The 12,197-nt window shown below is 67.1% G+C and carries 10 protein-coding genes; 1 reads left to right on the forward strand and 9 read right to left on the reverse strand.

What is annotated here, in order from left to right; genetic code table 11:
• Window positions 1-4 precede the first annotated feature (4 nt).
• Window positions 5-1,117 carry a ThuA domain-containing protein gene (locus tag D2V04_RS18435; RefSeq protein WP_407672105.1) on the forward strand — a complete coding sequence of 371 codons (1,113 nt, stop codon included), beginning with the start codon at window positions 5-7 and terminating at the stop codon, window positions 1,115-1,117.
• Here the strand turns inward: D2V04_RS18435 and D2V04_RS12775 are convergent.
• From D2V04_RS12775 to D2V04_RS12815, 9 genes are all read right to left on the reverse strand, one after another.
• Window positions 1,114-2,694: a carboxylesterase/lipase family protein gene (locus D2V04_RS12775; protein WP_119514044.1), complete on the reverse strand. Its 1,581-nt coding sequence runs from the start codon at window positions 2,692-2,694 to the stop codon at window positions 1,114-1,116. The two genes, D2V04_RS18435 and D2V04_RS12775, sit on opposite strands and share 4 nt — an antisense overlap.
• Entirely contained in the window at window positions 2,694-4,010 is a 1,317-nt protein-coding gene (gene xylA / locus D2V04_RS12780; protein WP_119514045.1) for a xylose isomerase, read from the reverse strand. The genes D2V04_RS12775 and xylA overlap by 1 nt, the downstream gene beginning before the upstream one ends.
• Window positions 4,007-5,461 (reverse strand): xylulokinase, encoded by a 1,455-nt coding sequence (xylB, locus tag D2V04_RS12785; RefSeq protein WP_119514046.1) that lies wholly within the window; start codon window positions 5,459-5,461, stop codon window positions 4,007-4,009. The genes xylA and xylB overlap by 4 nt, the downstream gene beginning before the upstream one ends.
• Window positions 5,461-6,888, reverse strand: coding sequence for a D-xylose transporter XylE (gene xylE / locus D2V04_RS12790; RefSeq protein WP_119514047.1), 1,428 nt, complete (start codon window positions 6,886-6,888; stop codon window positions 5,461-5,463). Before xylE ends, xylB begins: the two co-directional genes overlap by 1 nt.
• Window positions 6,889-6,941: 53 nt before the next feature.
• Entirely contained in the window at window positions 6,942-7,949 is a 1,008-nt protein-coding gene (locus D2V04_RS12795) for a sugar kinase (protein ID WP_119514048.1), read from the reverse strand.
• Window positions 7,950-7,954: 5 nt separating this feature from the next.
• Window positions 7,955-8,710: a 2-dehydro-3-deoxy-D-gluconate 5-dehydrogenase KduD gene (gene kduD / locus D2V04_RS12800; RefSeq protein ID WP_119514049.1), complete on the reverse strand. Its 756-nt coding sequence runs from the start codon at window positions 8,708-8,710 to the stop codon at window positions 7,955-7,957.
• Window positions 8,707-9,549 carry a 5-dehydro-4-deoxy-D-glucuronate isomerase gene (gene kduI / locus D2V04_RS12805; protein WP_119514291.1) on the reverse strand — a complete coding sequence of 281 codons (843 nt, stop codon included), beginning with the start codon at window positions 9,547-9,549 and terminating at the stop codon, window positions 8,707-8,709. Before kduI ends, kduD begins: the two co-directional genes overlap by 4 nt.
• A gap of 13 nt (window positions 9,550-9,562) precedes the next feature.
• Window positions 9,563-10,999: a glucuronate isomerase gene (uxaC, locus tag D2V04_RS12810; RefSeq protein WP_119514050.1), complete on the reverse strand. Its 1,437-nt coding sequence runs from the start codon at window positions 10,997-10,999 to the stop codon at window positions 9,563-9,565.
• Between the two features lie 100 nt (window positions 11,000-11,099).
• Window positions 11,100-12,158 carry a LacI family DNA-binding transcriptional regulator gene (locus tag D2V04_RS12815; RefSeq protein ID WP_119514051.1) on the reverse strand — a complete coding sequence of 353 codons (1,059 nt, stop codon included), beginning with the start codon at window positions 12,156-12,158 and terminating at the stop codon, window positions 11,100-11,102.
• Window positions 12,159-12,197 lie beyond the last annotated feature (39 nt).

Raw genomic sequence — 12,197 nt, forward strand, 5'->3', positions numbered from 1 at the left:
GGCAATGGCGGCACGAATCCTCGGCGCGCTCGCGTTGGTCCTCGCCCTCGCGTCCAATCCCGCGGCGGCGTGGGCAGCGCCGAAGGTCCTGCTGTTCAGCCATACGACCGGCTATCGCCACGCCTCGATCGAACCCGCCATCGTCGCGATTCGGTCGCTCGCCGAACGAGAAGGCTTCGCCCTCGTCGCTTCAGAAGATCCGGCGGTTTTCGAGGAGGACGGACTGGACGGCTTCACCGCGATCATCCTGCTCAGCACCACGACCGATCGGAAGGACCCGGCGTCCGAATGGCTCGTCGGCCCGCGCCGCGCCGGATTGCAGGCATTCGTTCGGGGCGGAGGCGGCGTGGTCGGCATCCATGCCGCAGCCGACTCGCACGCGCACTGGCCCTGGTACCGGCGGATGATCGGCGGGCAGTTCGCCCGTCATCCGGAAGGGACGCCAACGGCCGAGCTTCACCGCACCGATGCCGATCACCCGGCCGCGCGCGTGTTCCCCGAGAGCTTCCGGCGCACGGACGAGTACTACCTGTTCGAGGATTTCGACCCGACGGTCACCCTCCTCGCCACCTTCGACCCGGCATCCATTGGCGAGCCGGCGGCCAACCCCAAACCGGTCGCCTGGGCGCACCATTTCGAGGGCGGCCGCGTCTTCTACACCGCGATGGGGCACACACCGGAAAGCTATTCCGAGCCGCTGTTTCTCGCGCACCTTGCCGCGGGGCTCCGCTGGGCGGCCAGCCTGCCGCGACCGGCCGCGCGGGGCGTAGTGATCGACGAGCAGGAGGTTGTCCGGCAAGAGCCGCCACCGCACGGCGCCATCGGCATGAGCACCGCCTACCGGATTAGCGATGCTGCTCCGCGGCGAACGATGGAATTTCGCAAACGTGTTCTCCACCCCGGCGCCGCGATCGGCGTCCACCCGATCAGCCACGACGAGGTCTACTACGTACTCTCCGGCGAAGGCGAGCTCGAGAGTGACGGACAGAAGCAACGGCTGGGACCCGGCATGGCCGCCTATCTCTACGCCGATGCGGAAGTCGGCATTCGGCAAGTCGGCAGCGAGCCGCTGGAGCTGATCATCTCCTATCCGCTACCCACCCGAACGCAGGATTAGGTTCCGGGCTGGATGTAGGGGACACGTCCGAAAAGCTCGCGCTCCCACTGCCGGGGATCGTTCGCGATGCGCACCTCCGTATCGAACAGCATGGTCTCCCGGCGGGGCAAGGTATGGACCGGCCAATCCGGTATGCTCGCATGATTGGGATCGCCCTTGCGCGCGAGGGCGATGAAGGCATCCATCATTTTCCCGCTCAATTCCTGCGCCTCTCGGCCGGTGCCGGTGATTGATCCCTCGGCATCGAGCGTACCGAATGCGAGCGGAATATCGATCGTGTGCGGTGCGCCGCGGCGCGGCTCGATTGGCGACTGGTAGTCCACCCGATAGACCCAAGTCGGCGCGCCGGCCTGCGCCCGCTCGTCCGCCTCGATCACTTGCCCGCGCCAGCTCCGCCCTGCGGTCGTGGCGGCGTAGAAGACCTGCTCGGGAGTGTAGGCGGGATAGCGTTCGCGGAACTGCGCCACGACCCATTCGGGGTGGATGTCGATGCGAAGCTCCGGCGCCATGCGCTCGGCGATGTTCGACCAGTCGAGGCCGGCGACCTTCGGCCCGTCCGGATCGATGAAGGCACGAGTCTCGTCGAGCGTGTTGCCGAGGATCATCGGGATGTGGTTCGACTGCGGGTTGGCGTCCGGCCAGAACGGGTGGCGGATGAGCCATTTCATATCCAGCACCGGGCCGAAATAGACGCCGCCGCCAAGCACGGGATCGGTCGCATCGAGCCCCTCCACCAATGCCTCCGTTGGCACGGTAAGCAAGCGGCCGAGGTCGCTCTCCGGAACGCCGACATCGGCGAGAAAGGCGCGGGTGCGCGCGGTGGCGTTGAGCGGGCCGGAGGCGGTGACCTGCTGACCGCTCATGGTTGCGGCACTGTGAAACAGGCCCTTGGCTGCGGGCATGCCCATCATCGTCGCGATCTTGGCGCCGCCGCCCGACTGGCCGAACACCATGACCTGCCCCGGATCGCCGCCGAAGCTCGCAATATTGTCGCGGATCCATTCCAGGGCGAGGATCTGGTCGAGTTGACCGGCATTGCCGCTGTCCGGGAAGCGCGGATCGAGGCGCGAGAGGTAGAGATAACCGAACGCGTTGAGACGGTGGTTCAGCGTAACGACGACCACGTCGCCGCGCGCGGCGAGATGATGGCCGTAGTTCAGCGGATCGACCACGCTTCCCGATGAATAGGCGCCGCCGTGGATATAGACCATCACCGGCCGCTTCGCGCGCGGGTCCGGCTCCGGCGTCCAGACGTTGAGGAACAGGCAGTCCTCGCTGGTCGAGGCGTAGCGATCGCTCCGCTGCGGGCAGGACGGCGCGAAGGCGGTCGCATCGGCGATGCCGCTCCACGGTTCCGGAGCGCGCGGTGCCTGAAAGCGGTGCGGCCGCGTGTCCTGTCCGTAGCGAAGGCCGCGAAACACGTGGAGGCCGTCTTCGACGGTGCCGCGCGCGCGGCCCTTGGTCGTCGGGACGACGCTCTCCCGTCCCTGCGCGGCATAGGCAGCCCCGGGCAGCGAGAGGGCTGCGGCGGCCAGGGTCGAGTTGCCCAGAAAGCGGCGGCGGTCGAGCTTGTCCATCACGCGAACCTGTTCACCAGATTTTCGAGGTATTCCTGCCGGCCCGAAGCAGGCCGCTTGTCGCTGCCCGATTGCAGCGCATGGTCGGAGAGATCGGTCAGGCTCAGCTCGCCCAACGCTTTCCGTCCGAACTCGCCTTTCCAGCCGGCATAGCGATCCTCGACGAATTGCCCGAGCCGCCCGTCCTCGATGATCGCGGCCGCATTGAGCAGCGCGCGGGCGAGAACGTCGATGCCGCCGATATGGCCATGGAACAGGTCGACCGGATCGATCGACTGCCGGCGCACTTTCGCGTCGAAGTTGAAGCCGCCGGTGGTGAAACCGCCGCCTTTCAGGATCTCGAGCAAAGCCAGCGTGAGCCCCGGAATGTCGTTGGGAAACTGGTCGGTGTCCCAGCCGTTCTGCGGATCGCCGCGATTGATGTCGATCGATCCGAAAATGCCGAGCGCCATCGCGGTCGCGATCTCGTGCTCGAAGCTGTTGCCGGCGAGCGTCGCGTGATTGGCCTCGATGTTGACCCGAACCTCGTCGACCAGCCCGTAGCGTTCGAGGAAGCCGTACACGGTCGCCGTGTCGCGGTCGTACTGATGCTTGGTCGGTTCGTGGGGCTTGGGCTCGATCAGGATCGTACCGGGAAAGCCGATTTTGTGCTTGTGCTCGACGACGAGGTTCAGAAAGCGGCCGAGCTGATCCATCTCCTGCCGGAGATCGGTGTTGAGGATCGTGTCGTAGCCTTCACGGCCGCCCCACAGCACGTAGTTCGCGCCGCCGAGCCGGTGCGTTGCCTCCAGCATCTCGCGGACCTGGAACGCCGCCCAGGCGAAGATTTCGGGGTCGGGACTGGTCGCACCGCCCGCCGCGTAGCGCGGGTGGGAGAAGAGATTGGCGGTGCCCCACAGCAACTTCATCCCGCCCGTTTCCATCCGCCGCGCCATCTGCTCGACGATGTCGGACAGGTTGCGGCGATGCTCCTCCGGCGTCGCGGCGGTCGCCATCGCGTCGACGTCGTGGAAGCAGAAGAACGGCGCGCCCAGCCGTTCGAAGAAGTCGAACGCGTTTTCCAGCTTCAGCGATGCCCGCTCAGGCGTGCAGATCTCACCCGGCATCCATGGCCGGTCGAACGTGCCGGCCCCGAAGATGTCGGCGCCGGGCCAGGCGAAGCTATGCCAATAGCAGACCGCGAGACGAAGGTGCTCCGCCATCGTCTTGCCCAGCACGATCCTGCCCGGGTCGTAGTGGCGGAAGGCGAGCATGTTGTCGCTGTCTTCGCCTTCGTAGGCGATCGGGGCGATGTCTGCGAAAATCCGGTCGGTCATGGGTGGCCTCGAAAGTGGGGTTGGAGGGCGGAGTAGAGCGCGCGGAAGAGCTGCTGGCGTTCGGCGAAGTCGGCGGCGCGGTCGGGGTCCGGCTCTTCCACGCCGGTGACGGCGGGAGGCTGGATCACGGCATCCGCATGCCCTTCCGCGCAGAGCCGGGCGAGCCGCGCGGCGCCGAAGGCCGGTCCGACCGCGCCCGCTTCCCTGAACACGAGCGGCCGATCGAGCGCGGCGGCAATGATCGCGCCCCAGAACGAGGAGCGCGAACCGCCGCCCGCCATGGTAATCGCGTCGGGTGACGAGCCCGCAGCGACGATCGTATCCAGCCCGTCGCGCAGGCCCATGGCGACACCTTCCAGCACGGCCAAGGCAAGCTCCGGCGCGCCGGTGGTTGCGGTCATGCCGAAGAAGACGCCCTGCGCGTGCGGATCGGCGTGTGGCGTCCGTTCGCCGCTGAGGTAGGGAAGGAAGATCGGCCGCGAGCGATCCATGCGCGCCTGTTCGGCGGCCGCGAGCAATGCCGGCACGTCGTCCAAGCCGAGCAGGGCCGCCGCCCAGTCCAGGCATGCGGCGGCGCTCAGCATGACCGACATCTGATGCCAGCGCCCGGGCAGGGCATGGCAGAAGGCGTGCAGGCCGTTGTCGGGTGCCGCCCGAAGCCGGTCGGTCGCGACGAAGCAAACGCCCGAGGTGCCGAGCGAGAGGAAGCAATCGCCCGGATCAACGACGCCGAGCCCGACGGCGGCCGCGGCATTGTCGCCCCCGCCGGCCGCAACGGACACCTCGTCCATTCCCCAGCGGGCAGCGACGCTTGGCCGCAGCGTTCCCGTCACCTCCGGCCCTTCGTGCACGCTCGGCATGGCTTCCACGTCGAGGCCCGTTGCAGCCAGCATCGCCGGCGACCATGCCCGCGCCTCGACATCGAGCCATAGCGTTCCGCTGGCGTCCGATAGGTCGGTCGCCTTCTCGCCGGTCATCTGCAGGCGGACGTAGTCCTTGGGCAGCAACACGGTGCGGGTGCGCACAAACAGATCCGGCTCGTGCTCGCGTACCCAGAGGAGCTTCGGCGCTGTGAAGCCAGCCATGGCGGCATTGCCCGTGATGCTGCGCGTCCGAGGCTCCGCTTCCTCCAGCAGGCGGCACTCGGCGCCCGAGCGGCCGTCGTTCCACAGGATGGCGGGGCGGAGCGGCCGGTCGGTCTCGTCGAGCAAAGTCGCGCCGTGCATCTGGCCCGCGAGACCGACCGCGCGGACCGCGCGCCGGTCCGCGGCCGGCAAGGACAGCACGGCCGCCTCGGTCGCCCGCCACCAGTCGTCGGGGTCCTGCTCCGACATCAGCGGCCCGGGCCGGGAGACCGACAAGGGCGCCGAGCCTTCGCCGCGCAGCCGCCCTTCCCCGTCGAGGAGAACGGCCTTCACAGCCGAAGTGCCGATATCGATCCCGAGATACATCAGGGGCGCTCTTCCGCCTTCCACAGCAGGCCCATCTCCTCGAGCGTCCGGCCCTTGGTCTCGGGCAGCATCTTCCACACGAAGAGCGCCGCGAGGACCGACATGGCGCCATAGAGCCAGTAGGCGAAGCCGTGGTTGAACATCGCCACCAGCGTCGGGTCGCCGTCGAGAACCTTGAACGACCACGAGACGAGGAAGTTGGAAATCCACTGCGCGGTAACGGCAAGCGCCATCGCCTGCCCCTTCACCGGATTGGGGAAGATCTCGGCCAGCAGGACCCAGACCACCGGCCCCCAACTCAGCGCGAAGCCAGCGATATAGACGAGCATCGCGAGGAGCGCTCCGAGCCCAAGGCTGTCGACGTAGAACAGCGTGCCGAGCGTCCCCATCGAAAGCGCCATGACCACCGCGCCGGTGATCATCAGCGGCTTGCGCCCCCAGCGGTCGACGGTGAGCATGGCGAGCACGGTGAAGCCGAGATTGATCGCGCCGACAGCAATCGTCTGCAATAGCGCAGTGTCGGTCGAGGAACCCATGCTCTTGAAGATGAAGGGGGCGTAGTAGAGCACCACGTTGATCCCGACGAACTGTTGGAAGACCGACAGCAGCAGGCCGACCACGATCAGCGCCGCGCCGTAGGAGAACAGCGGCCGGCGCGGGATCACCAGCGACTGGCGGATCTCGTCGAGAAGGCCCGGACGGCGGAGCCCCAGCGAATGGAGCACCCTCACCGCGCCTTCCTCATCCCCCTTCTGGACCAGCCAGCGCGGGCTTTCCGGGATGAAGAAGAGCATGCCGAAAAACAGCACGGCCGGAATGCATTCGGACGCGAACATCAGCCGCCAGCCGGTCGACAGCACCCATTGCTCGTCGCCCTGCCGGGCAATGCCCCAGTTGACGAAATAGACGACCAGCATGCCGCCGATGATGGCGAGCTGCTGCCAGGTGACGAGCTGCCCGCGCCGCTCCGATGGCGCGATCTCGGCAATGTACATGGGCGAGATCATCGAGGCGAGCCCGACCCCGATCCCGCCCAATATGCGATAGACGTTGAACAGGGTGAGCGCGTCCGGCCCCATCGATCCGGGCGCGCCGAAGCCGATTTCGGGCCATGCGGAGCCAAGGGCCGAGGCAAAGAACAAGGCCGCCGCGAGAATTAGCGAGCGGCGGCGGCCGAACCGCGTCGCCAGCATACCGGCCATGGCGGCGCCAATGACCGTGCCGATCAGCGCGCTGGCGACGGTGAAGCCGGACAGGCTGTCGCGGACGTTCGGCGCCAGACCGCGCGGGTCGATAAAATTGACGTCGATCGCCTCGATCGCGCCCGAAATGACCGCCGTGTCGTATCCGAACAGCAGGCCGCCCAGTGTCGCGGTCAGCACCGCGAAGGTGATGGAGCCGCTCTTTTCTGCCACCTTCTGGTGCATCCATTTCCCTCCCGAAGGGCCGCTTTTTGCGGCTCCCGATTGTCGGTTGAGCGTTATCGGCGGACGTCGAACCCTCCCGCCAGGAACGCGTCGATATCCTTCTGACCGAACACGCTCGCGTCGCCCGGCAGGCTGTGTTTCAAGCAGGTGAGCGCGAGACCCGTGCGGGCGGCGCCGCTGATGTCCTGCCCCGTGCGCAAGGCGTGGAGCACGCCCGCTGTGAAGGCATCGCCGGCGCCGATCCGGTCGACGATACCCGCCACGCTCACTTCGTCGGTCTGCACCGCGCCGTCGCGCGCATCGATGCGCGCCGAAAGGCGATGGTGATCGACATCGTCCAGATGCCGCGCGGTCGATGCGATGAGCTGGAGCTGCGGGAAGGCCTCGAACGCCGCCTCGGCCGCCTCACGCCGCCGATCAGGGCCATCGCCGTCGAACCTTTCGCCGAGCAGCAGCGAGATGTCGCGGTGATTGCCGAACAGGATGTCGGCTTTCGAAATCAGCCGGGTCAGCGTCGCCCTGGGATCGCTGTCCCATGCCTCCCACAGCCGCGCGCGGTAATTGCCGTCGAACGAGATCGGCACGCCCCGCGCTTCTGCGGCGTCGGCAGCGCGAAGGGCGGCCGCGGTGCCTTGCGGCCCGAGAGCGGGTGTGATGCCGGAGAGGTGGAGCCGGTCCGCACCGTCGAGCAGCCGGTCCCAGTTCCAGTCCTCCGGCGGGGTTTCCGCGAAGGCGGAACCCGCGCGGTCGTAGATCACGTCGGTTGCGCGCAGGCCAGCCCCGGTCGTCACGAAGTAGAGGCCCATGCGCCCTTCGCGCCGCTGGATCCCGCGGGTGTCGACGCCGAAGCCGCGAAGCGCGCGCACCGGCGCATCGCCGAGCGGCGTCGGCGGCACCGCGCTGACCATCGCACTGTCATGGCCGAGGCAGGCCAGCGCGGTGGCCACGTTGGCTTCCGCGCCCGCCGTCCAGACGTCGAACTTCGGCGTCTGGAGCAGCAGTTCCCGCCCGGGCGGCGAGAGGCGGAGCATGATCTCGCCGAAGGCGACGAAGCGGCCCATCGCTCTCAGCGCGCCAGCCAGCCGCCGTCCACGGCGAGCACGTGGCCCTGCACGTAGTCTGACGCCGAGGAAGCGAGGAACACCGCCGCGCCGCCGAGATCGGACGGGTCGCCCCAGCGTCCCGAGGGGATGCGCTCGAGGATCTGCCGGTTGCGGCCCTCGTCCGCCTGCAGGGCCGCGGTGTTGTTGGTCGCGATATAGCCGGGCGCGATGGCATTCACGTTGATGCCCTTGCCCGCCCATTCGTTCGCGAGAAGCTTCGTGAGGCCCGCAACGCCGCTCTTGGAAGCGGTGTAGCTCGGCACGCGAATGCCCCCCTGAAAGCTCAGCATCGAGGCGATGTTGATGATCTTGCCCCCGCCCTGCCCGATCATGTGCCGACCGGCGGCCTGACAGAGGAAGAATACCGACTTGAGGTTGGTGTCAACGACCGCGTCCCAATCCTCCTCGGTGAACTCGACCGCGTCGGCGCGCCGGATAATGCCGGCGTTGTTGACGAGGATGTCGAGCCCGCCGAGCTCGGACAGGGTGCGGTCCACCACCTCCTGCACCGGTTCGATAGTCGAAAGATCGGCGCGGATCAGAGCAGCCTTGCGCCCGAGCGCGCGGATCTTCTCGGCCGTCTCATCGGCGCTGGAGCGGCCGACCAGCGCCACGTCGGCCCCGGCCTGAGCCAGGGCAGTGGCGATTCCCTGACCGATGCCGGTGTTGGCGCCGGTCACGATGGCGGTTTTCCCGCTGAGATCGAACATGGCGGTCACTGGAGCTGGCAGATGTCGAGGACGTTCATGTCGGTGTAGTCCTGGTTCTCACCGGCCATGGCCCAGATGAAGGCATAGGCCTTCGTGCCCGCGCCCATATGGATCGACCAGGGCGGCGAGATCACCGCCTCGTCGTTCTGCATCACGATGTGCCGGGTGGCCTCGCCCTCGCCCATGAAGTGCATCACGCGGTCGGTCTCGACATCGTCGAGCTCGAAGTAGAAATAGATCTCCGACCGCCGCTCGTGGATGTGCGGCGGCATCGTATTCCAGACGCTGCCGGGCTTGAGCACCGTCAGGCCCATGACGAGCTGCGCACTTTCGCACACGCCCGGAATCACGAGCTGATAGATCGTCCGCTCGTTCGATTCCTCGAGGCTCCCGCGATCCAGCGCATTGGCCTCCGCTATCGAGAGCTTGCGGGTCTGGAACGCCTTGTGCGCCGGGCAGGAGGCGAGATAGAACTTCGCGCCCTGGCCGGAGAAGGTCACGTCCTTCGCGCCCATGGTGACGTAGAGGCAGTCCTTGTTGCCGAGTGTGAAGGTTTCGCCGTCCACGGTAACTGTACCTTCGACCTTGCCGACGTTGACGACCGCGAGCTCGCGCCGCTCCAGGAACGGATGCCCCGCAGCGGACGGCGGCTCGGTCTGGTCGGGCAGCTTCACGGTGCCCGAACCCACCAGCACGCCGCCGATCACGAAACGGTCCGCGTGGGTGTAGTTGAGGACGCACTCGCCCTCGGTGAACAGGTTCTGGATCAGGTAACGCTCGCGCAGTTCATCGTTGGAGACGCACTCCATCATATCCGGGTGCGTGGCGTAGTAGGTTCGTTCAAACATATCCTTCTCCTGTTCAGGCGGCTTGCGCGCGCGGCTCGTCGAGCCGGTAGGCGCGCTTGGCCAAGTCATAGCTGAGTTCGCGGGCGAGTTCGGCCGCTTCCCAGTCCTCGATCCGGTGCTCGGTGACGAGGCGGGCGAGGAAGGCACAGTCGACCCGGCGGGCGACATCGTGGCGCGCGGGGATCGAGAGGAACGCCCGCGTATCGTCGTTGAAACCGACGGTGTTGTAGAAGCCCGCCGTCTCGGTGGTCATCTCGCGGAAGCGGCGCATGCCTTCCGGGCTGTCGTGGAACCACCACGCCGGCCCGAGCTTGAGACACGGGTAATGGCCGGCCAGTGGGGCAAGCTCCCGCGCATAACTGCTCTCGTCGAGCGTGAAGAGAATGATCGAGAGGCCGGGTTCATTGCCGAACCGCTCGAGCAAAGGCTTGAGCGCGCGGACATAATCGGTGCGTGCAGGAATGTCGGCGCCCTTGTCCCGGCCGTATGCTTCGTGGAGCCAGCGGTTGTGATTGCGGAACGCGCCGGGGTGGATCTGCATGACCATGCCGTCCTCAACGCTCATCGCGGCCATTTCGGTCAGCATCTGGGCGCGGAAAAGTTCGGCGTCATCCTTGGTCCATCCCCCGCCGACGACGCGCGCGAACAGCGCTTCCTTCTCCGCCTGCGGCAGGTCCCCAGTCAGCGCCGTCGGATGGCCGTGGTCGGTCGCGGTTGCGCCGGCCGCGCGGAAGTCCGCCCGCCGCTTCCGGTGGGCGGCGAGATAGCCTGGCCAGCTATGCACGTCCTCGCCGGTCAGGTCGCCGAAGCGAGCCAGCGCGGCCGCAAAGTCTTCATGCTCCGGATCGACCACGGCATCGGGACGATAGGTGGTTATCACCTGCCCGCCCCAGCCCGACGCACGGATCGCGGCGTGATGATCCAGATCGTCCTGCGCCCCCTCGGTGGTGGCCAGCCATTCGATACCGAAGCGGTCGAAGAGCGCGCGGGGCCGGAACGCCGACGTCGCGAGCGCTTCCGTGATCCGGTCGAAATAGTGATCCGCCGTGGCGGCGTCGAGCCGCACGTCGAGGCCGAACACCTCCGCGAACACGTGGTCGAGCCAGAGCCGCGACGGCGTGCCGCGGAAGAGGTGATAGTGGGATGCGAAGAGCCGCCACGCCGCCCGCGGATCGGCGGCGGAAGGACCGGCCTTGCTCGGCACGCCAAGCGCCTCCAGCGAGACGCCCTGGCTGTAGAGCATGCGGTAAAGGTAGTGATCCGGCGCGAGGAGCAGGTCCGCCGGATTGGTCCAGGCAGCATCGGTGGCGAACCAGTCGGGATCGGTATGGCCGTGCGGGCTCACAATGGGGAGCGCGCGCACCTCCTCGTAGAGTGCCCGCGCGACGGAACGCGCACCCGGTTCGGCCGGGAGCAGGCGATCTGGGTCGAGATTGAGGGGGCGCTTCATTCCAATCCTTCTCGGGCGGCAATCGATGTCGCCTTGGCTCTTTGGTAACCGGTGTCAAACTTCGATGCAAGGTGCCTTCGCGTGCGTTCGGGCGAGTCCTTTATTGTCGCGGCGGCGCGACCGATGCCCGGCGGACGAGACTGGATAGAAAGAACGAGGGTTCGGCAGCAGCCTTGGTGCGGTCGCCGGGGCTTCCGACCAGCTTCAGAGCGGCCGAACGGGCCATCGGAATAATCGGCCAGCGAACCGTCGTGAGCGGCGGCCAGATATGCGCGGCGATCGCGGTGTCGTCGAAGCCGATGACCGAGAGATTTTCGGGTACGGACAGGCCGCGCTGGTTGGCGGCGTGCACGACACCGGCGGCCATCTCGTCGTTCGAGGCAAAGATGGCGGTCGGGGGCGGTCCGAGATCCAGCAGCCGGTTGGCGGCTTCGATGCCCGATTCAAAGGTGTAGTTGCCTTCCGCTATGTAGTTTCTCGGCAGCTCGATGCCTGCCGCCTCGATCGCCTGTTCGAAGCCCGCGCGGCGCTCCGCGGCCGAGCGGAAGCCGCGCGGCCCCTCGATGAGGGCGATGAGGCGATGGCCTTGATCGACGAGATAGGTGGTGGCCTCCCGAACCGCTTCGCGATCGTTCGAGGCGACGAGATGCTCGGGATCGTCGAGTTGCGCCGAACCCATGCGTACGTAGCGGCAGCCGAGTTCGTCGCAGAGGTTCGCGAGCACATCGTTCTCCGAGATCGGCGGCAGCAGCAGCACGCCGAACAGGCGCTGGCGGTTGAGAAAGGCCCGCACGTCCTCGAGCATCAGCGGTGAGCGGCGGTCGACCGGGCGCACCACCAGTTCGAACTCGGTCCCCTGCAAGGCTTCGAGTATGCCCTGCTGAACGTTCAAGACCGTCTGCGCGTTCGGATTGTCGTGGATGAGGCCAATCAGAAAGTTGCGGCGGAGCGCCAGGGCTCGTGCCTGTGGGTTGGGGACATAGCCGAGTTCCGCGATCACCTGCTCCACGCGCTCGCGCGTCTCGCTGTTGAGAAGCGTCGAGCGGTTGATGACGCGGCTCACCGTTTTCTTCGATACCCCGGCAAGGCGCGCCACATCGTTGATCGTCGGCTTGGCGGCGCGTTTCGCCGTCGACGATGCTTTATCCTGTTCCGCCAACGCCGTTCCCTCTCTTCACGACCCGCATAACCACTCCTC

The sequence above is a fragment of the Pelagerythrobacter aerophilus genome, assembly GCF_003581645.1.
GTDB lineage: Bacteria > Pseudomonadota > Alphaproteobacteria > Sphingomonadales > Sphingomonadaceae > Pelagerythrobacter > Pelagerythrobacter aerophilus.

Coding starts and splice junctions, on each gene's coding strand:
- D2V04_RS18435 (WP_407672105.1), top strand. CDS start 5: ATGGCGGCACGAATCCTCGGCGCGCTCGCGTTGGTCCTCGCCCTCGCG.
- xylE (WP_119514047.1), bottom strand. CDS start 6,888: ATGCACCAGAAGGTGGCAGAAAAGAGCGGCTCCATCACCTTCGCGGTG.
- xylB (WP_119514046.1), bottom strand. CDS start 5,461: ATGTATCTCGGGATCGATATCGGCACTTCGGCTGTGAAGGCCGTTCTC.
- xylA (WP_119514045.1), bottom strand. CDS start 4,010: ATGACCGACCGGATTTTCGCAGACATCGCCCCGATCGCCTACGAAGGC.
- uxaC (WP_119514050.1), bottom strand. CDS start 10,999: ATGAAGCGCCCCCTCAATCTCGACCCAGATCGCCTGCTCCCGGCCGAA.
- D2V04_RS12795 (WP_119514048.1), bottom strand. CDS start 7,949: ATGGGCCGCTTCGTCGCCTTCGGCGAGATCATGCTCCGCCTCTCGCCG.
- D2V04_RS12775 (WP_119514044.1), bottom strand. CDS start 2,694: ATGGACAAGCTCGACCGCCGCCGCTTTCTGGGCAACTCGACCCTGGCC.
- kduI (WP_119514291.1), bottom strand. CDS start 9,549: ATGTTTGAACGAACCTACTACGCCACGCACCCGGATATGATGGAGTGC.